Annotated in this window: 19 protein-coding genes, 1 tRNA gene and 1 pseudogene; 9 read left to right on the top strand and 12 right to left on the bottom strand. The window is 43.0% G+C overall.

What is annotated here, in order from left to right; genetic code table 11:
* The first annotated feature begins 156 nt into the window (after positions 1-156).
* Positions 157-849, top strand: a complete 693-nt coding sequence (locus ABIL39_09065) for a UDP-2,3-diacylglucosamine diphosphatase (protein MEO0166271.1) — start codon at positions 157-159, stop codon at positions 847-849.
* Here ABIL39_09065 and ABIL39_09060 read toward each other — a convergent pair whose 3' ends face one another.
* A complete protein-coding gene (locus ABIL39_09060) occupies positions 850-2,373 on the bottom strand; it encodes an aromatic amino acid ammonia-lyase (GenBank protein ID MEO0166270.1) in 1,524 nt (507 codons plus the stop codon).
* A 95-nt stretch (positions 2,374-2,468) separates the two neighbouring features.
* On the opposite strand from ABIL39_09060, the gene ABIL39_09055 reads away from it, so the two are divergent.
* Positions 2,469-3,833 carry a hypothetical protein gene (locus tag ABIL39_09055; GenBank protein ID MEO0166269.1) on the top strand — a complete coding sequence of 455 codons (1,365 nt, stop codon included), beginning with the start codon at positions 2,469-2,471 and terminating at the stop codon, positions 3,831-3,833.
* On the opposite strand, the gene ABIL39_09050 is transcribed toward ABIL39_09055, so the two are convergent.
* Genes ABIL39_09050 through ABIL39_09040 form a run of 3 tightly spaced genes read right to left on the bottom strand, consistent with a single transcriptional unit; the run spans position 3,834 to position 6,014 of the window.
* On the bottom strand, positions 3,834-4,277 hold the full coding sequence (locus ABIL39_09050) for a Spy/CpxP family protein refolding chaperone (protein ID MEO0166268.1): 444 nt from the start codon (positions 4,275-4,277) through the stop codon (positions 3,834-3,836).
* 47 nt (positions 4,278-4,324) lie between these two features.
* Complete coding sequence (locus ABIL39_09045) at positions 4,325-5,449, bottom strand: glycosyltransferase family 4 protein (GenBank protein MEO0166267.1); 1,125 nt, start codon at positions 5,447-5,449, stop codon at positions 4,325-4,327.
* A gap of 13 nt (positions 5,450-5,462) precedes the next feature.
* On the bottom strand, positions 5,463-6,014 hold the full coding sequence (locus ABIL39_09040) for a peptidylprolyl isomerase (protein ID MEO0166266.1): 552 nt from the start codon (positions 6,012-6,014) through the stop codon (positions 5,463-5,465).
* Between the two features lie 108 nt (positions 6,015-6,122).
* On the opposite strand from ABIL39_09040, the gene ABIL39_09035 reads away from it, so the two are divergent.
* A tRNA-Sec gene (locus ABIL39_09035) sits at positions 6,123-6,216 on the top strand.
* Here the strand turns inward: ABIL39_09035 and selB are convergent.
* The 5 genes and pseudogenes from selB to pyrR form a co-directional block, all read right to left on the bottom strand.
* Positions 6,201-8,123: a selenocysteine-specific translation elongation factor gene (gene selB / locus ABIL39_09030; protein ID MEO0166265.1), complete on the bottom strand. Its 1,923-nt coding sequence runs from the start codon at positions 8,121-8,123 to the stop codon at positions 6,201-6,203. The genes ABIL39_09035 and selB overlap by 16 nt on opposite strands.
* A complete protein-coding gene (gene selA / locus ABIL39_09025) occupies positions 8,123-9,502 on the bottom strand; it encodes an L-seryl-tRNA(Sec) selenium transferase (GenBank protein MEO0166264.1) in 1,380 nt (459 codons plus the stop codon). Before selA ends, selB begins: the two co-directional genes overlap by 1 nt.
* Positions 9,502-10,785, bottom strand: a complete 1,284-nt coding sequence (locus ABIL39_09020) for a dihydroorotase (protein ID MEO0166263.1) — start codon at positions 10,783-10,785, stop codon at positions 9,502-9,504. Before ABIL39_09020 ends, selA begins: the two co-directional genes overlap by 1 nt.
* Positions 10,778-11,701, bottom strand: coding sequence for an aspartate carbamoyltransferase catalytic subunit (locus ABIL39_09015; protein MEO0166262.1), 924 nt, complete (start codon positions 11,699-11,701; stop codon positions 10,778-10,780). The genes ABIL39_09020 and ABIL39_09015 overlap by 8 nt, the downstream gene beginning before the upstream one ends.
* A 98-nt stretch (positions 11,702-11,799) precedes the next feature.
* A pseudogene (pyrR, locus tag ABIL39_09010) lies at positions 11,800-12,321 on the bottom strand (bifunctional pyr operon transcriptional regulator/uracil phosphoribosyltransferase PyrR).
* A 375-nt stretch (positions 12,322-12,696) separates the two neighbouring features.
* Here pyrR and ABIL39_09005 point away from each other — a divergent pair.
* From ABIL39_09005 to ABIL39_08980, 6 genes are all read left to right on the top strand, one after another.
* A complete protein-coding gene (locus tag ABIL39_09005) occupies positions 12,697-13,767 on the top strand; it encodes a hypothetical protein (GenBank protein MEO0166261.1) in 1,071 nt (356 codons plus the stop codon).
* Positions 13,768-13,801: 34 nt separating this feature from the next.
* Complete coding sequence (locus tag ABIL39_09000; protein MEO0166260.1) at positions 13,802-14,725, top strand: hypothetical protein; 924 nt, start codon at positions 13,802-13,804, stop codon at positions 14,723-14,725.
* 9 nt (positions 14,726-14,734) lie between these two features.
* Entirely contained in the window at positions 14,735-16,024 is a 1,290-nt protein-coding gene (locus ABIL39_08995) for a sigma-54 dependent transcriptional regulator (protein ID MEO0166259.1), read from the top strand.
* Between the two features lie 490 nt (positions 16,025-16,514).
* Positions 16,515-17,042 carry a type II secretion system protein gene (locus ABIL39_08990; protein MEO0166258.1) on the top strand — a complete coding sequence of 176 codons (528 nt, stop codon included), beginning with the start codon at positions 16,515-16,517 and terminating at the stop codon, positions 17,040-17,042.
* A gap of 67 nt (positions 17,043-17,109) precedes the next feature.
* Entirely contained in the window at positions 17,110-17,517 is a 408-nt protein-coding gene (locus ABIL39_08985) for a hypothetical protein (GenBank protein MEO0166257.1), read from the top strand.
* Positions 17,498-19,663, top strand: coding sequence for an STT3 domain-containing protein (locus tag ABIL39_08980; protein ID MEO0166256.1), 2,166 nt, complete (start codon positions 17,498-17,500; stop codon positions 19,661-19,663). Before ABIL39_08985 ends, ABIL39_08980 begins: the two co-directional genes overlap by 20 nt.
* Before the next feature lie 11 nt (positions 19,664-19,674).
* Here ABIL39_08980 and ABIL39_08975 read toward each other — a convergent pair whose 3' ends face one another.
* Genes ABIL39_08975 through ABIL39_08965 form a run of 3 tightly spaced genes read right to left on the bottom strand, consistent with a single transcriptional unit; the run spans position 19,675 to position 22,083 of the window.
* Entirely contained in the window at positions 19,675-20,508 is an 834-nt protein-coding gene (locus tag ABIL39_08975; protein ID MEO0166255.1) for a hypothetical protein, read from the bottom strand.
* A gap of 20 nt (positions 20,509-20,528) precedes the next feature.
* Positions 20,529-21,299: an ABC transporter permease subunit gene (locus ABIL39_08970; GenBank protein MEO0166254.1), complete on the bottom strand. Its 771-nt coding sequence runs from the start codon at positions 21,297-21,299 to the stop codon at positions 20,529-20,531.
* The gene (locus ABIL39_08965; protein MEO0166253.1) at positions 21,292-22,083 is read right to left on the bottom strand and encodes an ABC transporter ATP-binding protein; all 792 of its coding nucleotides are present in this window, start codon (positions 22,081-22,083) and stop codon (positions 21,292-21,294) included. The genes ABIL39_08970 and ABIL39_08965 overlap by 8 nt, the downstream gene beginning before the upstream one ends.
* Positions 22,084-22,290 lie beyond the last annotated feature (207 nt).

The raw sequence follows: 22,290 nt of genomic DNA, 5'->3' as shown, positions 1-22,290 counted from the left end.
TAGAATTATTGGATAAGCTGGATTTATCCAAATACCCGTGGCTTTTTTGTTTCAAAAAGTTATGCCCAACCGAAGATTAAAAGTGAGGAGTACTCAGTGAATCTTTGAATCATCAAAATTTTATTGACTTCAAAGAATTTCTGATTAAATTATCTTATGCACATCTTTTTGAGCGATGCCCATATCCGCAAGGATGATAGTCCCCGGGCAAAATTGCTAATTAAATTTTTAAATGAGATAAAAGATGAAATAGAAAATCTTTTTATTCTTGGTGATATGTTTGAATTCTGGTTTGAGTATAACATCGCCATTCCCAAAGACTATTTTAAAGTTCTGGCAACATTTTATCATCTCAATCTAAAGGGTGTGAAGCTCCATTACATCCTCGGCAACCATGAGGTGATGATCGGTAACTTTCTGAGAAATCTTGGATTCTCAATTTACCGTGAAGACGCCACCGTGGAATTAGACGGCAAAAGAATCTATCTCGCCCACGGGAATCGTATAGACCGGCGCCTCTGGACGGTGTTCTGGGAAAACCTTTTGCAATCTAAGATCAACCATTTCTTATACAGCATGCTCCATCCAGATTTCGGGGTATTCTTAGCCCAGGGAATCGCTCATCTCTCCCGTCAGCAACCCCGGAGTCAAAATCTGAATCTGATGCTGGAAAGATTTGCGCGGGAAAAATTAAAGGAATTTGATATTGTAATTCTCGCCCATTCCCATATCCCGGTTTTCAAAAATTTTGGAAATGGTAAATTCTACATCAATACCGGTGATTGGGTGGATAATTTTTCGTATGTAAAACTAAAAGACGGTGCGATCTCTTTAAATTATTATCGTTGATTACTCCAGCGGTCCCACCTCTTTTTCCACTGCTTCCAGAATCTCACAGGATTTGACGAGCTCCTTCATTTTGTTATGGTCAGGGTATAACGGTCGGTCTTCCTCCAGATGAGTGACATATTTTCTGATCACCCTTCGTGCGGCATTCACCCCTCGACCTGGATTGAATTCGCGAAAATCCAATGCCTGGGCTGCAGCCATGAATTCAATCCCGAGGATGCCATAGGCATTGTCAAGGATTTGTTCATTTTTTAAAGCGGTATTCATTCCCATGGATACAAAATCTTCCTGGTCTGCGGCTGCCGGGATCGATTGGATAGAGGCAGGCATAGAGAGAATCCTTTGTTCCACGATGAGCATATCCGCGGTGTACTGGCTGAGCATAAAACCTGAAAAGACACCGGGATCTTTAGTCAAAAATGCTGGAAGTCCCACACTCAAATTGGGATTGGTAAGCCGGTTCATGCGCCGTTCAGAAAGGACACAGACCATCGTGACTGCAGCACCGACCATATCCATTGGAAGAGAGATGGGTGTTCCCTGGAAATTAGCACCGGTCAGTGTGAGATTGTACTCGGGTAAGAATATAGGATTATCTCCAACCCCATTCAATTCAATCTCAACCTGCTCCCGAGCCCAGCGCACCGCATCATGGGCTGCACCGATCACCTGGGGCGAAGAGCGCATGGAATAGGCATCCTGGACCTTGGTTTTAAATTTTCCTGTGAGGAGATCACTGCCTTCAATACACTTCATTATCGCCCTTGCCGAACGAATCGCACCGGGAAAGCCCCGGACTTCATGGACGCGCACATCGTATGGTTTTAAATTTGCAATCAATGCCTCGAGGGTCATGGCACAGGCGATCTCTGCCTGTTTAAGCCAGCGATTGATATCGTATAACTGAAGGGCACTGATCGCAGTGATAAAATTGGAACCATTGATGATGGCTAAGCCATCTCTTGCTTTTAATCCCGGAATAGGAATACCCGCGCGCTCCATCGCCACGCGACCCGGCAATCTTTCACCCTGGTAGAATGCCTCGCCTTCGCCCAGCATCAAAAGGGCAATCTGTGACATCGGTGCGAGATCACCACAAGCACCGACCGAACCTTTTTTGCAGACGACCGGGGTCACCCCTTTATTTAGCATCTCCACCAGCGTCAGGGTTATCTCGGGTCGACAGGCGGATTTTCCCTTGGCATGGACATTTATCCTACTTGCCATCGCACCCCGGACATACTCTATGGGCATCGGTTCACCAATCCCTGCCGCATGGTTGTAGATAAGGTATTTCTGGAATTGCTCAATCTGCTCATCGGGAAGAACCACCTCTGATAATTCACCAATCCCTGTATTTATTCCATACATGATCTCTCTTGCCGCCAATTTTTTCTCCAGCATTGCCCGACATCTCTTTATCTCTTCCAAAGATTCGGGGGCTAATTCAACCTTTTCATGGTGGCGAGCAATTGCCACAAGTTTTTCAATGGTTAAACTTTTGCCATCAAGAATAATCGCCATTGGTGCATCTCCTTTTGGGTTTTATTATAACTATCTTGGTAAAAAAGTCAATCAACAATCCTTGACAGTGAATGAATCCAGAATATACTAACATTATGCTACAAAATAAATGGTTCAGAAGCATGGTTTTTTTTCTCTTTGCCCTGAACTTCTTTCTTTTTTATCCTCCCACCACCGGCATCGTTGATGAAAGTGCCTATCTCACCATGGCTTATACCTTTCAAAAATTTAAATTAGCCTATGATGAAGCTGGCATTTTTTCCGCTCCGGCATCAGTAATCGCCGACCATCGTCTTATTTCCCGTTATCCACCTGGCAACAGCCTCCTCCTTTTACCCTTTACCATCCTAAACTGGCGCTTCTCATTTCTGCGGGGTTTCATCCTGATGGTTGTGGGCTTTATCACCATGATTTTAATCCTCAACCACTATCGTCTACCCCGTGATTATGCATTTTTATTTTTACTCCATCCCTCTTTTATACTATACTCCAGAACCCTGATGAGCGATCTGCCAGCAACAATCATCGGGCTGCTCGGTTTATTATTTTTTATAAAAAAGATTTATTTCCTTGCCGGACTCATTTTCGGACTTGCCATTGGTATAAGATATCCGATGGTTTTAATCCCTTTTTCTCTCTTGCTTTTTCTGGGATTTAAAAAGAAATTCTGCTCTTCTGGACAATTTTTGTTAGGTGGTGTCTTAGGGGTACTACCGCTTTTACTCTATCACCTGCTCATCGCCAATTCTTTAACTGGTCCCGCGGGTGCCAGTATGATCGGCTTTTCTCTAAGACACATACCGGTAATGTTTCCTCAATTTTTTATCTTCTTGAATATCCTTTATCCATTGATGTTCATTTTTAGCCTCCAGAGCCGCCTTTCCGAAAAATGGCTTTTTTTGACTCCGGCAATCGTCTTTATTCTTTTCTTCTCTCTCCAGTATTATATGGACACTGGCGAAAATTTTTTAGAAACCTTGATTCGGGCTCAGCGTTATCTTTTACCGGTGATTCCTTTCTTACTCATACCCTATAGTGAAGTATTAATCCGGATAAAATTTCCAAGGTCTTTATTAGCAATTCTTGTGTTATTTCTCCTCGCCGGGGATGTCGCAATAAGTTATCAACACCAGAAATTTCTAAACCAGCAGCGCTACGAACAGGAAAAGCTTTATGAATATGTCAATGATGCTGAGATTTTATTATGTAATAAAGAAGTCTATGAACTGGTGAATCCGTTTATTAAACCAATAAAATGGCAGTCTTTTGAAGACCGGGGCAACCTGCAGGATATCGACATCCCCGTATCCCCGGCCAAATTATATCTCGCCTGTCGCACCCGGGATGTGCATATCAAATATCTATTCCAGCAATTTTTAGCGCGCTTTTTTAAAAAAGAAGAGGTCTTCCGTGAGGAGACCTCTTTTTATTACTTCGCCATCTGGAGGGTTGACTACTGATCAATCTTCTTTCTCAATATCATCTTCAATCTCAATCTTTTTGATTATCCGCCTTTTGTGCATTCTTATCTTCTCTTTCTGTTCGGGTGTCAAAATAGAGTTTATCTTCAAACGTTCTTCAATATTTAACTTTTTAATTTGCCATTCCAGCTCATGAATCTCTTTACTCAACTTCAGAATTTTATCCTTGTCCGGATTATCGCTTTTCATCGCCTGCTGGAGTTCGATTTCCTTTAACTCAATCTGGGATTTAATGGGAATGATATTCTTGCGCGTTTCAATCCGAATGTTTTCCAGCTGGGTTTTTTGCTCCGGAGATAGATCCACGAGCATCTCTATAGGGGGTTCTGGTTTTGCCTTTATTTCATGTCTTGGGCACCAGTGCTGGGCAAATGCTGTGACGCCTGCCAACAAAAGGATCAATCCGCCACTCACCCATTGCATAAAACCTCCTTGTTCGCTTATTTTGACGAAAGCAATCGGCGCCGAGTTTAATTTTCTTGCCGATGGAGGCGTTGATAATAGAAATCCTCAATCTTCTTCGCCATATTATCCCAGGAATAATTTTTCACAAATTCCAGCCCGTTGCGGATCAATCGCTGCCGAATGGAATCATTGCTCAAAACTTCAATAATTTTTTCAGCAATCTCCCCTTTATTATGGGGGTTGAAGAAAAGACCATTGTAGCCATCGATTATCACCCGATCATAACCCGGGATGCGAGAAGCAACCACAGGTTTGCCCACCGCCATCGCCTCCAAAAGGACGATACCGAACGATTCTCCCCCGAGTGCCGGTGAGCAATATATATCACAGGAGGCATAATAAGATGGGATCTCTTTGGCTGGAGCATAACCTCTGAATATTACACTATCGGTTAAACCTAAATTGGCTACCAGTCTCCGGCATTCATTTTCGAGTGGACCCTTTCCCACCACGATTAGTAATACTTCTTTCAACTCCTCCTTTATCAATGGGAGTGCCTTGAGAAGTTCAATAAGCCCTTTACGCCGGTCCAGGCGGCCTAAATATAAAATTTTATTTTTTTTCCCTTTAAATTCAGGAAAAGGAAAAACCCGGGGATGGAAACGCTCCAGGTCTACTCCATTGGGGATTATGGTATATTCGCCCGGAATATATGGCATAAAGGTGTCGCGGGCAGTTTCGGACACAGCAATCAGACCATGGAGTTTTCGGATATATTTTTGGAACAATCTTCTAAAAATATAGGAACCTGCCCGGTAATACTTAAATCCGGTGGAATGGAAGGTGGTGATATTCAGAGCCCGGGAATAATGGAGTGCGAAAAAGGAGATGCTTGGTGGGAATGGTCCCATTGTATGGATTACATCAAATTTCTCTTGCTCCAAAAAATATTTAACCTTGCGCGGTATATCCCAGCCTACCGAAAGGGTCGCAAAAGATTTATTCATCGGTATATAAAAAACCCTGCCTACCCGGAAAACATCCGGTTCCGGAACTTCCTCTTTATAATGGGTGGTAAGAATTTTGACCGTATGTCCTAATCGTCGCAAATATTTCGCCAGGTAGTGGGTATATTCAGAAACCCCAGAAGGATAAGGATAATAGGGGTCAGAAACAAGGCATATCTTCATTCACGGCTGGCGACTAATGTTCTTCGATCCAGACCTTCTCCATTATAACATCTTCTAAAGGACGGTCAAAAGGTGGACCTGAAGTGGGGACTTCACCGATTTTTTCCACCACCGCCATTCCCTCCACAACCTCACCGATGATTGTGTAGCGGCCATCAAGCCGGGGTTGGGGTTCAAGGCATATATAAAATTGGGAACCATTCGTATTGGGTCCTCGGTTCGCCATCGCCACGGTGCCTTTTAGATGTTTCAGTTTCGGTGATATCTCATCTTCAAGCTCATAACCAGGGTCTCCGGTTCCATCGCCTTTAGGACAACCACCTTGAATCACAAACCCCTTAATCACCCGGTGAAATTTCAATCCGTTGTAAAATCCTTTATTGGCAAGTTCCATGACATTCTTTACATTCTTCGGTGCTTCATCCGGATAAAGTCGGACCACAATCTCGCCAAAATTCTTTACCGCGATGTGGAGATAAGGATTTTTCTTAATCGGACCTTGCGTCGTGCTCTTCTGCCCGCACCCGAAAAACAAGACTATCCCGAATATCAATATTTTTCTCATAGTCACCTCCCAAAATTAAAAAGATTATAATCAAAATCGGCAAAAAGTAAACATAAAAAATTCCATGGCTTCTTGACAAAGCCAAAGGGGTAGATATAATTGCAGTGCGGAGGCGGATGGGTGCTGGTGTGCCTGACGGGCTTCAAACCCGGTTGTCCCTCGAAAGGGGGACGGTAGGTTCGATTCCTACACGCCTCCGCCAAGTCCTTTAACCCTAACCTCACCCCTCTTAATAGTTATGCCCTTGGAATCAAAATATATCAAAAGGGGTAATGCGTATTTTCTGCTGGCGTTTAACAGGTCCCGGAATTCGGCAACTCTTATCTCTTTTTTTTCTTTCAAAAAATTCAACAATTTATTCTTCGCTTCTTCTACTCGTTCTTTGTGGAATACCACCCCCTCCCCCACATTGATCAATGTTTTGTTATCCAGCAGATAACGATAGGCTTTTTTGATAAGTTCCACAGGACCAATCCCCTGTACAATGATCGCCTCTATCGTTGGAGTCTGAAATCCTGCCTCAAAATATATCTTCTCAATTCTCTTTGCCATCTCTGCGAATGCCTCATCCACCTTCACCTGAAAATCAAAGAGGCTTATCTTTCCATCAGCAGTTGCTTTAATCTTTGAATTCTTCACCAGCGAATCAATCAAGAAATTGAAAAGCGTATGGTCCAATCCCTTAGGCAATTTATTCATCAATTCAATCTTCGCCATGCCCACGAGCGTCGGATTTTCGTTATGAAAGGTCTTTAAAATTTCCCTAATCATCTCTTCCAGTTTGGTGATATTTTTGCTCGAGTAATAAAGTCCTCGCTTCTCATCAATAAGAACAATTGTTTTTTTCTCGAGCAATCCGTTAACGATTTCCTTAACGCTCTCCACCGGAAGATTTACCTCCCGGGCAATCTCCTCAACCCTCAGGGGTATCGTGAGACTGCGATTCAACTCTTCCTCCACGATGACTGCGGGTTCCTGTGTTTCCAGTTTCTTGAGATGGTCTAAAATCTCCTCATCAAACCCTTTTATCTTCTCTGCCTTGGGTTCCAGAATCACACCCCCACCGATTGTTATCGGTGGCGAATAGGTCCGGATCACAAAACGGTCGCCAATATCACAGACTGCAGGCGATTCCAGTCGGAATTGAACCATGGATTTCTCTCCCGGTTCCAGGACCTTTTTCTCTAAGAGCACCACACGGGCGATGAACTCGCCGGTTCCCAGATGAAGTCTTATCCGGGTAAAACTCTTTAACGGTGGGACAGAATTCAATAGATAAAGCGAACCATTCATAAATAAAGAAGGCAGAAAGAATCCGGGTTGGGCAATGACATTACCCCTTTCAATCTCTTCTTTTTCTGCACCCACGATATTGATTGCTGCCCGAAAACCGGTTCCGACCTCTGGAACCTTTTTATTGTGAACCTCAATGCCTCGGACTTTCAATTCTTTTTTTTGAGGTAAAAGTTCTACAGTATCCCCTACCTTTATCCGCCCGGAGAGCACTGTGCCAGCGATGACCGTGCCGAATCCTTTCATGGTGAAACATCGGTCAATGGGCATTCGGAAAACTCCCTTATCCTTTTTAGGCTCGGTCTGATCGATCAACTGTTTCAATAATCTTTTTAAATCTTCAATCCCAGCACCGGTTTGGTTGGAAACAAGCACAATCGGGGCATCTGCGAGAAAAGAATCCGCGGTCAGTGCTTTGATATCCGCGATCACCCTATCAATCTGCTTTTGATCCACCAGGTCAATCTTGGTGATGACGATTATACCCCTTTTTATCTGGAGCAATTTCAGGATTTCAAAATGCTCAATCGTCTGGGGCATGACCCCATCATCGGCAGCGACTACCAGTAATACAAAATCAATCGTGCTGGCACCGGCGAGCATGTGGCGCACGAACTTCTCATGCCCTGGCACATCGATGATCGTCACATCATCACCAAAAAAAGCAAAACCCAAATCCGTCGTCATACCCCGCTCTTTTTCTTCTTTTAATCGGTCTGGATCCGTGCCGGTAAGGGATTTGATTAATGCACTCTTGCCATGGTCGATGTGCCCGGCAGTCCCGATAACGATATGTTTTTTGGGAACCTCGTTCATCAACCTATGATTCTTTTCAGGGCTTCAACAATCGGCCTCTCCTCACCTTCAAAAATTGTCCGGAAATCGAGCAGATACCGGTCATCTTCAATCCGACCAAATATCGGTGGCCGGTTCAACCTCATTGCCCGGGCAAGTCTTTCAACCGGCATCTTTTCTGGTTTGATTGCTAAAACATAGGTAGGGAGTTGTTCGGTACTCAGCGAACCACCACCGATTTCCGAGACCGAAGATTCAATACTACATTTTAATCCCGGTAGGTTCTCCAGCCGTTTAAGACACCAACGGGCCTGACTTTTTATTTTGGAAATCGGTTTTAAGATCAATTCCATCACGCCGTGGTTCTCGATGATCAATTCTTCTTTATAGAGAAATAATTGAAGAGTTGCTTCCAATATGGCGCTGGTCACCTTATCACAGCGCAATGCCCGGGTCAGGGGATTGCGCTTCAACCGTTCAATATATTCCTTCTTTCCTACGATGATCCCTGCCTGGGGACCACCGAGGAGTTTGTCACCACTAAAACAGACAAGGTCCGCACCAATTTTGATACTATCCTGGACGAGCGGCTCTTTTGGTAAGTCATACTTTGAAAAATCAATCAGGGCACCGCTCCCCAAGTCATCGATCACCGGGAGATTATATTTTCTACCCAGTGAAACGAGCTCTTCCAGCGGCACCTCTTTGGTAAAACCAATTATCCGGTAATTGGATTGGTGTACCCGCAACAGGGCACCGGTATTCTCGTTAATCGCTGTTTCATAATCCTTCAAATGTGTCCGATTTGTAGTACCCACCTCCCTCAATATTGCTCCACTCTGCGCCATGACCTCGGGAATCCGGAACGAACCACCGATTTCGATCAACTGCCCCCGGGAGATAATCACTTCTTTACCTTTACAGAGTGTATTGAGGATCAAGAGGGTGGCTGCGGCATTATTATTCACAAACATCCCGGCTTCGGCACCGGTGAGCAACTGGAGCAATCGGCTTATTCGCTGATAGCGGTCAGCACGCCGCCCCTCTTCATCGATCTGCAATCTAAAATAGCCCGCACTCAATTCCAGCATGGTATTGGCAATATACGCAAGATATGGTGCCCGGCCCAGACCGGTGTGGAGAATGACACCCAGACCATTGATCGCATAAGTATAATAAGGCTGAAGCAATTCTCTTATTTCATCAACAATGGAGTTTTTCAATTCTGCAATCTGCGATCTTTCTCCATTCAATATCTTTTTTCTAAATTCTTCGGTCTTTTCCCGGACGATCTGGACGAGATATCTCCGGTCCAGTCTCTCAACATAATCTCTTAGTTCCGGGAAGTTTAAAATTTTATCAACCGCGGGAATATCTTTTACATCTTTTATTTCATCCATTAGGCACTCGCCTCGTATTTGATTTCACCGTTGACCAAAACATATTCAGCTCGACCCGTGAGTTCTTTATTTAAAAGTGGGGTATTAAGCGATTTAGACTTTATATTCTCAGGCGTCAACCGCCATTTTATTTCGGGGTTTATCACCACGATATCCGCAATCGCCCCTTCTTTTAATACACCCGTCTTTTCCTTTATCACCTGTGCGGGTTTTACTGTCAATTTATCCAAAACTTCAAACCAGGAAAATTTTTCTACATTTATCAACTGCATGATGATCATGGATAATGCTGTCTCCAGACCGATCATGCCGAAGGGTGCAGCGGCAAATTCCAATTCCTTTTCGGCTTGGGTATGTGGTGCATGGTCGGTGCTGATACAATCAATCGTGCCATCACGCAGTCCCTCAATTATTGCCCGGCGGTCGATCTCTGTTCTCAATGGTGGATTGACCTTATAATTTGTATTATAACTTTCCAGAACTGTATCATTGAAGAAGAAATAATGGGGACAGGTCTCACATGTAACTTCTATCCCCTCCTTTTTTGCCCGCCGGATGAGTTCTACTGAACCACGCGTGGAGATATGGCAGAGATGTAGTCGGGCACCGGTGAATTTTGCGAGCATCAAATCCCGGGCAACGATTATCTCTTCGGCGATCGCTGGAGAACCTGCCAGCCCTAACCGGGTTGAAACCTCACTCTCGTTCATCATCCCACCCCGGCTGAGGTCCTCGTCAAGGGGATGTTCAAATATCGGGATATCAAAAATCTTGGAATATTCCATGGCATAGCGCAAAACCCGGGCATCGCGCACGGTATTCCCATCATCCGAAAAACCCTTAGCGCCGGCTTTTACCAGTTCGCCAAATTCGCTGATCTCTTTTCCTTCCCGTTTTTTAGTAATAGTGGCAATCGGAAATATCCGACAGAGATTGACCCTTGCTGCCTCTTTTATGATGTAGTTCACAATCCCTTCGTTATCTATCGGTGGCTCGGTATTCGGCATACAACAGATGGTGGTAAAGCCACCCGCAACCGCAGCCTTGGCACCGCTCTCAATTGTCTCCTCATCAGGCCGACCCGGGTCGCGGAGATGACAATGGAGATCAATAAAACCTGGGCATACGATCATTCCTGTGACATCAATAACCTTGGCACCTTCTGCTTTAAGATTTCTTTCGATGCGCTGGATTTTATTCCCCTCAACCAGCACATCAGCAACGCGGTCAAATTTTGATTTGGGGTCAATCACCCGGCCGTTCTTGAGTAAAATTCTATTCAATCTTCCCTCCGGCATGGATGAATAATATTGCCATGCGTACCGCCACCCCATTTTTGACCTGCTTCAAAATGACTGATTTCGGACCATCTGCAACCTCCGGGTCAATCTCAACACCCCGATTGGTCGGACCCGGGTGCATGATGATACTATTGGGTTTCATCTTTTTTACCCGCTCCCTGGTCAACCCATATAGATTTCGATATTCGCGGACCGAAGGAAAGAGTCCTGCTTCTTGTCTCTCCAGTTGAATGCGCAGTGCCATCACCACATCAAAATCGCCGATTATCTCATCCAGATTATAGTAAACCTCCACATTCAATTTATCGATATCCATTGGAATAAGCGTGGGTGGGGCACAGATGGCGACATTTGCGCCCAATGCCTTTAGTCCAAAGATATTGGATCGGGCAACCCGCGAATGGAGAATATCGCCGACAATCAAGACATTGAGATTTTTAATATAACCAAAATGCTGGCGCATCGTCATGATGTCGAGCAATGCCTGGGTTGGATGCTCATGGGTCCCATCACCAGCATTGATTACAAAGGCATTCAAATTTTCGGCTAAAATTCTCGGGGCACCCGAGGCATAATGCCGGACTACCACCCCATCCACCTTCATCGCTTCAATATTACGGGCGGTATCCAAAAGTGTCTCGCCTTTCTTTACACTGGAGGCGCTCGCTGAAAAATTCACCACATCAGCGGATAGTCGCTTGGCCGCGATGCTAAAAGATATCTGAGTGCGTGTTGAGGGCTCAAAAAACAACGTGAGTATTGTCTTACCCCGCAATGCCGGGATGATCGGTATTGGACGGTCTAATACTTCAAGAAATTTTTCGGCAGTATCCAGATAATTTAAAATCTCTTTACTTGTCAAACCCTCGATACCCAAAAGGTCCTTTTTCGGATTCATTGCCTATCCGTAATCCTTAATTGCTCAATCTTGGGTTTAGGTGGATGGACAATTTTAATCCGACCTTTCTTCACCTTGATCTTTCTGGGCTTTGCCTTCCGATGGATAAAGACCAAATCCTGGCCATCAACTTCTTTAAGATAAACATCAACGATCTCTTTTTCGGTGGTGATAATCTTTTTACCGATGTAGTCTGCCTGGATGGGTAGTTCTCGGTGTCCGCGGTCAATCAAAACTGCCAGTTGAATTTTTTTGGGGCGGCCAAAATCAAGAATCTCATCGATCGCTGCTCGAATCGTCCGCCCTGTGAAGAGCACATCGTCCACGAGCACGATGACCCGATTGTTTATATCAAAATTTATGTCTGTCCCCTCAATTATTGGTGTTTCGGCAACGAGTTGGAGGTCATCGCGGTATAAGGTTATATCCAATGCCCCAATGGGAATCTTCTCCTTCTCACACTCAGCAATCTCCGCTCCGATACGCTGGGCAAGAATATCACCACGCCGTTTTATACCGATGAGGGCTAAATCTTTTGTCCCTTTATTTCTTTCCACAATCTCGCGGGCAATTCGGGTGATGATTCGTTTTATATCGGTTGCCTGGAGGATTTTTTTCATAACCGGTTTCAATTATAAACAAAATTCACTCAAAGTCAAGCTCTCCTTTAATGAGCAATGCTGAGTCCTCTCCATATTTTTTATATTTTGTAAAGAAACTATAAAACTCATGGGATTTGTAAGGGTATTCAATGATTTAGCGTTGGATAGTTTTGTAGGGCAAGGCTTTAGCGATTCTCTCTCGGGTGGTAACCGGTAGAATGGTAGGCGCAGGCTTTAGACTGCGGAGAAATGTTTTTAAATCTTAGGGTATCTCGCACCCTGAAGGGTGGGGCTCTAATAATTCAGTGTCATAAAAATAACTTGACAAAAAGTGGAGTGGGCTGACTGAGCAATGACCTTGACTTTAAGGAAAAATTTGGTATATTTAATGGTATGAAAAAATGGTTTGGTTTGATTTTTCTTTTTCTCATCTTTTGCAATAAACTTCCATTAGGTGAAGAGGAAATAAGTGTCCGGGGCAATTTTACAGCCCAAACCTTGAATCTCCCCCTTTATGTCTCATTTACCGAATCCAAAGTCATCCCCCTTGGTGCTGCACAAAATTTAATAATCGGTAAGGATCAAAAATATCAAGCTCGCACCCTGTTGAAGTTTAATTTTACCGACACCACCTATCAGGGGCTGGATCAGATAAAACTCGTTTTATACAAAAACAAAAATTTCCGCAATGATACAATAATGTTCAGTATCCATGTCCTGACGAGTGAGTTTGTGGAAACCGAGGCAACCTGGTATAAAAGAGATAACACGGAGTTATGGACCAATCCCGGCGGTGATTTTGAACCGGAGTCTTTAAGAATGGGACTGGTAAAAGGGGATTCCGTCATTGTCTATTTTAACTATCTTGACCTGGGACGAATCCGCCAGGGTAAAGGAATAATTCTGGTGCCCACTGACACCGGGTTCTTTTTTTTCTATTCCCGAGAATCCAATCGCCCACCGCGTTTTCTTTTGGTTAAGAATGGAGTAATCACCACTATCCCTCTCCAGGCTGATTGCCATATTGTAAAGATTGACACCCTGCCCCCTTATTGGGAAGACTGGCTGGGAAGCGGGGTCTCTTTTCGCAATTATGTAAAATTTGTTTATGACACACTCCTCAATGATACCAAAGCCCTGTATGGCGAATTGACCTTCCGGGCAAGCGACCATTATGGAAGGCGTGATACAATTGAAATTGGTGTAAAATATCTTCTCAAACCCTTCACCGGATTTGATACTGAACTCAGTCCGCCGATTGCTTTAAAAAAATTTGCATTAAGTGATACCCTCTTCACTCTGGACATAGTCCAGTATGTGCAGCGCATCATCGCCCATCCCGATTCCAACTTCGGGTTGTTCTTGTATCTCTCGCCGGAAAATTATGAGATCGCGAACATTAGACTTGTGACCGGTTCCCATCATTTGAAGGTGGGATACATCAAACCGCCTGAAGAACGATGATTTTGATTCTAACCATCTGGTTTAAGAGGTGGAAATGAATCTCATTTTATTTGGGCTCTTTACTGCCTCGATCTTCTCCATTGAAGGACTGGGACAAGAACGCGCAATCCTTGTCCGACCCTTCTTAGGAAAGATGAATCGCGCCCGGATTGAATTTTCTTTAAAACCGGAATGGAATATCATCAACAAAGACCAGGATATCCGGAGCATCTTCTGGACCAATCCATTTTTCTTTAATATGAAAATTCCAGTGGTTAAAGATATGATAATTTCTCTGGGAAGTGAAGAGCGTTTCAATCAATCATTTGACATCTATGCCCACAATGAGGATCTTGATATGTATGTACAGGGCAGGGGCGGGATTGAAGAGTTGTATCTCCAGTTAAATGGAACCTTTAAGTTTGCCGAAATTTTCTGCCGGGCTTCTTATCTTTATGGCAGTTCTCGGGAGATATGGCGTTATACCAGTGCGGGTTATTCCATCGCTGATACATTTTTGTATAGAAATAAGGGTGAAACTTTCCGTGCCGGAGTAAAGGTTTCAATTTTTGGAATTTACTATGAAGGCCTCGGGCAGGTACTTATCTCCAAATCTATTGATACCACCTATCAACTTCCCCAGGTCTTAGGTATGGGTGTGGAATATGGACTTAAAGATTGGGAATTTGCCCTGCTTTTTGAACACACATTTACCACCATGTATAATCCGACCAATCGTTTCCGACTGAATGTGAATAGAATGCCGTTTGGTTTATATTATACTTTCAATCCCTGGTATATAAAGGGTATCACCGAGCATCAAATAGGATTTTCCATGCCGATAGGATTGAAGGATTTCGGGGTGGTCTATCTTATTCCGGAATTAGGGGTAAGATCAAAAGGTCCGCTGCGAGAATTCACCTTTACTCCCGAATTAAAATTAGTGCTGGAAGAAGTATTTGGCCGCCGGAAAAAGTAACACGGCTTTATGAAACCCAAAATTTTGTTGCTTGATGACGAAGAAAGTCTCATAAAATGGCTCTCCTTCGCCCTCCAGGAGCATGGCTTTGAAGTATTTGCCACTACCGAAGCACGCATTGCCCTGAACCAGTTAAAATCCGAAAAATTTGATTGTGTAATCAGTGATATCCGGATGCCGGGCATGGATGGTTTTCAATTTTTAAAGAATGTCCGTCTTCTTTATCCCCATCTCCCGGTGATTTTCATAACCGCTTATGGTTCTATGGAATCGGTAATAAATGCCCTGAGAGATGGAGCGAGTGATTATATTTTGAAACCATTTGGAATTGATGAAATCATTAATCGGATAAAGGCAAACTTAAAAAAAGAACGCGAAAGACCGGCGGAGATTATCGGTGAAAGCAAGGTGATGAAAAATATCTTAAATCTTGTAAATAAGATCGCCCAGACTGATACGACGGTTTTGATCATGGGTGAATCAGGCACCGGCAAGGAATTGATCGCCCGGGAAATCCACCGCCGGTCAAAGCGGGCGAATTATAATTTTGTCACCATCTCCTGTGCTGCACTCCCGGAAACTCTCTTGGAGAGCGAATTATTTGGCTACCGCAAGGGTGCATTTACTGGTGCCACGACCGATAAAGATGGACTCTTCCTGGTGGCTCACAAAGGTAGTTTCTTTCTTGATGAAATTGGGGATGCTCCACCCTCAATCCAGATGAAGATTCTCCGTTTGCTGGAAGAGAGAGAAATTGTGCCCCTGGGTGCAACAAAACCAATAAAGGTCGATGTTCGACTCATCGCTGCAACGAATAAGGACCTCTATGAAGAAGTCAAACAGGGCCGTTTTCGTGAGGACCTATTTTACCGGTTGAATGTAATCCCCATCACTTTGCCACCTTTGCGGCAGCGCAAAGAGGACATCCCCTTGCTCGCTGAATACTTTTTGAAGTCGATATGTGAAAAGGAAAATTTGGGCGAGAAGAAATTATTAAAGTCCACAATTGAATCCTTACAAAACTATTCCTGGCCCGGTAATGTCCGGGAATTGAAACATATCATTGAACGGGCGGCGATACTTGCCGATTCCTATTATATCAAACCAGAACATATCAACCTTCCCGGCATAAAAATTGAACCATTAAAGAAACTGGAAGATATTGAAATAAAAAAGGCGCTGAAGGAATGCAAAGGGAATATATCCGAGGCTGCGAAGAGATTGGGCATAAGCCGTGCGACACTGTATCGAAAACTAAAAACCCTGGATAAAGCAAGGGACGAAAAAGATAAACCATAACCCCGAACATTTTTATAAACCCTTACGAGACTTAAGTGTCGCAAAATGAGACAGAAAATACAGAATGAGACTTTTACAATAAAAAAATTATTGAAATTTCAAAAGTTTTTGGAATGAATGCGGGCACGAATTTTGCATATATTACTAGTAGAAGCAATAAAACGGATTAAGGGCTTCGGTCCCGAGATCTAAGGTCTTTGAAACTATTGACAATCCTCACTTGGTGATTATAATGTTACGAGGATTGTCAGAATGTTATCAAACGGGCTTTCTGGTCTAACGCGCCGGATTTGAAGAAACTTCTGTCTGGATGTGCCCCAAAGCCCGAAAAATTAAAAGGTTGAAAAATCTTCAACCTTGAAATAGGGTTGCGCAAGCAACCATGCACATTCTGGGGCACGAGAAGAGGTCAGGTCAAGTGGTCCAAAGAACCACTGACCAAACAATGTTTACGCCGTTCATAGCTACGGCGTGAAACAGGAGGTAAATCATGAGAAAGGGTTTCACCCTCATTGAGTTGATGGTCGTGGTCGTGATCATCGGTATTCTTGCTGCGATTGCTATTCCGAACTTTATGGCAATGCAGCAAAGAGCCAAGGAATCATCCCTAAAGAATAATATGCATACCCTCCAGACTGCAGTGGAAGATTTAAACACCCGGGGTGCTGATGCCTATCCCGCGGATTTAAACACCACCGTTATCCAGATCAATACTGCTTATCCGACAAACGGACCGGATGCCAATATGTGTGTTGCCGAGAATACAAGGCCTAACCCAACCTACGGCAACAACTCAATCCTTCCTGACAATGTTAAGAATCCATTCTATCCTTCAAACGATGCAGTAAATAACGGAGTATACACTGGCTATACCCATTCAAATACGAACATTGGTGTTAGTTTTTATGCCAATGACCCGGGTAATACTGTTGGAAACGCTGCAGCAACATATATCATCTACGGCGATGGTGCTAAAGGTATATTGCCTCTGATTCTGAGTCCGGGTGTGGCAAAATAATAATCCTCAAATAAATCATTAAGCTAAGGGCTGGAAGGTCATTTATTTCCAGCCCTTTTTATCTTTCATGGTAAATAGCAGATTATTTTTGCTAATTCTTTTGACCACATTTATGTGCCATAAAGAGGATAAAATACTCCCTAATCCTGAATTTGCAACACCGCAAAAGACTATCATGACTTACTGGAGATATCTCAATGCCAGAGATTACAAAAATGCCTTATCCTGTTTTGTCGATTTCAACGAAACCAATTTCGATTCAACCTCAATCTTTAAGATACCACCGGGTATCGAATCTCTCGCAGTAGACACTTTTTTATCTTGCAAAAATTTCGGGAAAAAAGAAGCCATTTTAACCTATCGAGTCAAATTTTACTCCCAGCGAAACCAAACCTGGAAATCCTTTACTACGGGCGACCGGCTTATTTTGACTCCTGGGGGATGGAAAATAAAAGATGTCATCACCCACCGTTAAATTTATCATATTATTACTAATTCTACTCACTGCTCTGGCGGTAAGGATTTTGCCCGACTTGGGTAAAAAAATTGAGACGGGAATCTTATTCGTCACCCCTGATCCATTCTATCATGCTCGCCGGACCGAAATTTTGGTAAAACATTTCCCCCATTTCGAAAATTTTGATTATTATATCTCCTACCCTACTGGAGCATATTGTATCTGGCCACCACTCTATGATTATTTAATTGCAGGGTTTATCTGGTTGATCTTTAAGGGGCAACCAACGACTGCCCAGCTCGAATGGACATGTGCACTTTATCCAGTCTTTTATGGATTAGTATTTATCTTTCTCACTTACCTAATAGCCAGAAAATTGTTCAACGAAACAATCGCCCTCTTTGCCACCTATTTTACCAGCCTGATGCCCGGATTGTTGGCCTGGTCACAACTTGGATATAATGACCATCATATTGTTGAAGCCCTTTCCTTGCTTTTGCTTTTCGGGATTTTGGTTAGTAATTTAAAAACCTCAAAACGGTCGATCTTTCTTGGATTTGCCATGGGATTTGCCTTGCTCTCCTGGCAGGGTTCAATCCTTTTTTGTGGATTAGTATTTCTAATCCTTTTTCTTTTTGAAGATGAACTTCCGGCATTCTGGTCATTCTTCCTGGTGATTCTGGCAATTTTACCTTTCAGTCTCAATAATTATTATATTGGTGGTTATTTTAGCTATCGTGGACTCTCTTTGCTCCACATCGTTCTATTAGGGTATGCAATGATGGTTTTACTTCTCAAATATTTTGTGCGACGCCGAGAAGTCGCGATCTCCATCATGTTGGGTGGTATCATTATTATTACCTTTTTTCTGCTCTATTTCAAGTATCCATCACTCACTGCCGGACTAAATTTCATCTTCAAAAAAAATCCCTGGCATAAGACGATCATTGAATTCCAGCCGATGTATGAAATGGCAGAAATTTTGGTGCCACAGCGGATTCATATCTATTTTGGCCGCGGATATTACTTCTGGCCCATTATGTTGGGAGTTTTTATTTTAAATGGTTTAAGAAAGAGCAATTCAATCACCATATCCCGAAGAGCCATATCCTATTTTACTATTTTCACAATCTTTGCCGGTGTGATGTCTCTTTTTACTTTACGTTACACACCCTGGTTTGTCCCGTTTTATGCCATGCTCTTTTCTTATTTTCTCTATGAGGTATATAAATTCTTCAAAGGGAAATTTATCAAAGGAGAAATCTGGGGTATCATCATTGTGCTCCTGTTGACCCTGGTAAATTTCAAAGATATTCTTATTTCTTATCTTTCCCATCCCACCACCGATCAACAAGTGCACCCATTCATCCCCCAGATAAATGCCTGTTACTGGCTCCGCGATTCCACCGAGATCACCAGTTATTACTCAACACCGATCAAGCGTCCAGAATATGGTGTGATGTGTTTCTGGGATGAGGGTCACTATATTGTATATCTGGCAAAACGTCCTGTGACTGCTTCAAATTTTGGGGATGATGTTCCTAACTTTAATTTGACCAACATGTATTACCTTACAGAGACAGAAAAAGCAGCCAATGAAATCATCGAAGGACTAAACTGTAAATACATCCATGTCATAAAGCCACATCGGGTTTTGTATTTATCGACTAAATACTTGGGAATGGATGTCAAAAAATATTTAAACCTCTATTATGTAAAAAGAGGATCCTACATTGAGACGATAATGGAACCCAATGAGCAGGCAGTTTCAACCACGATCATGAGACTCTTTGTATTCTATGGCAGCGGTTTTTATCATGGCGGACGATATTATGAACCTTATCGTCATTATCAGCTCCGATATTTTTCGCCTGATATAATGATCTATAAATATGTGAAAGGCGCGGTAATAACTGGGCAATTAAAAAACCATAAAAGTGTGGTATATTCACATGATGTTAAAGTCGGTCGATTGGTTTTTACATACCGGGACTCGGTCACAGTGGACTCGGCCGGTCATTTTTACCTGATAACGCCCTATCCGGGCGATTCCGCAGCACCACATTATCTTAAATTGGGCAACAAAAAAATCAAATTTTTTGTCAGCGCTCACGAGGTAGAGAATGGGGACACAATTAAATTAGACCATTCGTTAAAATTTTGAATTTCTTAAATTTATCTTAGTTTCTTATAATACCATGTGGAAAATGCTTTCCCGTTTTTTAAAATATAACGGTCTCCATGTGGTTCCCTGGGCAATGAATCGATTATTCCATATGTCACTAATTCATTAAGAGAGAAAGGTGCCCGACCAAATCTTTCTACGAATTCGTCAATTTTTCTATTAAGATACTCAATATCCAGCTCCATCTTTGCCTCCTGGATGTAAATCTCGGCAATCTTTTTCTCTTCGGGATTTTTCGCATTATTATATAAATCAATCCATAAAGCAAGGGCTGTTCTTGTATCACGTAATCTTTTGAGGGCAATATAAGCGGCCCATCTTTTGGGCATATCCGTCGCTGTAGGTTTACTTGCCGAAATACGTAAATATGCTAAAGCTTTTTTGTAATCTCTTAAAAAAACATAATTTATAAATCCGTAAATGAATGGTGTCCGCCATTCATTGTAATCCGCCTGCATCCCCTTTTTTAGTAGGGCGAATGCTTGGTCAGGGCGGTTGGCATCATGGGTGAGCATCAGGGCACCCAGCGTATAGGCGTGGACGAAATATGGGTCAAGGGTGGTCAGGATATCAAGGATATGGTGCATCAGGTCAAAACGGGCGTCGGTCATCCGGTGTTCGCCATAATATTGAATGAAGCGCAACCAGACCAGATCTGCCAGGGGCACATAAAAGCCCAAAGAGAGTGCTTTAACCGCTAAACCAGAAGGGAAATACATCAACTCGCCGATTAATTCATGGTGGGTCTTCTTTAAATCAATCCGGTAAGAAAAGTTTACGATGAGGAGAAGTAATAAAATGATTAGCACCAGATTCCTAACCATTGGTTGATTATTTTATTCCCTCATTTAAATTCCCGCTGTTCAAAGATTAAAACCGCCAGATAAAGAAGAAAAATTGTGTAAATCAATCCGTAGCAGAGTGAAAATAACAACTGGTCCGTATATATCGGTAATTTGTGGACCAATTCCAAACGAAGATTGAAATTTTCCAGATTAGGCAAAATATAATAAAACCCATAGGCAAGGTATTTCAATGCCGGAACCTTTACCGTATCGGCAAATAGTTTCAAATCCGGGCTTGCATGGCCGATGACATAAAATATCACGCCCATTATTGAGGTCAAAGTGGCAGAAGAGAACGATGAAAATAGCAACAGAATCCCCAAAAGCACCATAATCTCAATGAGCGAAAATGGGAGATTGAGCAGGATAGAAAGATCAAACCTTCCTTCATAAACCAAGATCACGAGTTGATGGATCAGTGCCATCGCTCCGGCTAATAGCGCAATCAATAAGAAAAGCCCGAGGAATTTACCCAAGATTATTTCACTCCGCTTCACCGGCTTGGCGATGACCGTATAAATCGTTCGTTTTTCAATATCTTTATGAATCAGGGTGGAACCAATGATGATCACCACTAAAATTCCGAAGAGCGAAGCGACTGCCATGCCAAAGTCGCGCAGGAGTTTGGGCGACTCGCCCAGGGCAAATGGCTCTAAGAACATGGAAACCACGATGAGCAAGATGCTGAAGATAATTAATAAAAGCATTATCCGCTGCCGGAGGGCCTCTTTGAAGGTATTCTCCAGTATCGCCATCACCCGATTAATCATTCCTGACCTCCGGTTCCAATTCGTTTATCTCCCGGCTTTGTTTTGTTCCCTTGACCTGTTCAAAGAACCATTCCTCAAGGGTTATCTCATCGGTCCGGGTGCCTTTTTTCAGAAGTTCATTCAGGGGTCCAACCTGCATGATTCTGCCCTCAATAATTATCCCAATCCGGTCACACACCGCCTCAGCATCGGGTAAGATATGGGAAGAGAAAAAGATCGTCTTTCCCTGCTTTTTTAATTCCAAAATCAGATCTTTTATCTCCTTTCTGCCAATCGGGTCCAAACCGGTCAATGGCTCATCCAGAATCAACAGATCCGGATTTCCCACCAGTGCCTGGGCAATGCCAATCCGCTGGAGCATACCCCGGGAATATTTTCTCAAAGGTAAATCTGCAGCCTTTTTCAAACCAACCCGGTCCAGCAAATCCCACAGCCGATTTTTGTCTGTATATTCGTTGCAAAGCAGGGAATGGATTTTTAAAAACTCATAACCACTCAGATGTTCATAAAAGTAAGGAGACTCAGGTAAGAACCCAATCCGCTTTTTCGCCTCTAGGGAATTGGGCGGATAACCAAATATTTCTATCTTTCCCCGGTCCGGTTTTATCAAGCCGGTTATGGATTTAATCGTCGTCGTCTTACCTGCCCCATTCGGTCCCAGGAAGCCAAAGACCTCACCCTTATAGACTTCAAAAGAAATCCCTTTTAATATCTCCTTTTTCTTTTCCCAGAAATGGATTTTGAAGGAACGATATAAATCTTCCACTCTTAAAGCAATCTCCATAATAAAGATTATATAAAAAAATAAAATTTTGTAAAGAATGTTAAATACTGAGTACTCCTCACTTTTAATCTTCGGTTGGACATAACTTTTTGAAACAAAAAAGCCACGGGTATTTGGATAAATCCAGCTTATCCAATAATTCTAAACCCAATCGGAAACTGCTTAACAATTTCTTTTTCCCATTTTTAACCATAGAAACCAAATCAA

It is taken from the genome of candidate division WOR-3 bacterium (assembly GCA_039802205.1).
Taxonomy (GTDB): domain Bacteria; phylum Hydrothermota; class Tepidihabitantia; order SM23-42; family JAOAFX01; genus JAOAFX01.
The sequence above is the reverse complement of the archived record's forward strand: the minus strand, read 5'-3'. Positions and strand labels throughout refer to the sequence as shown.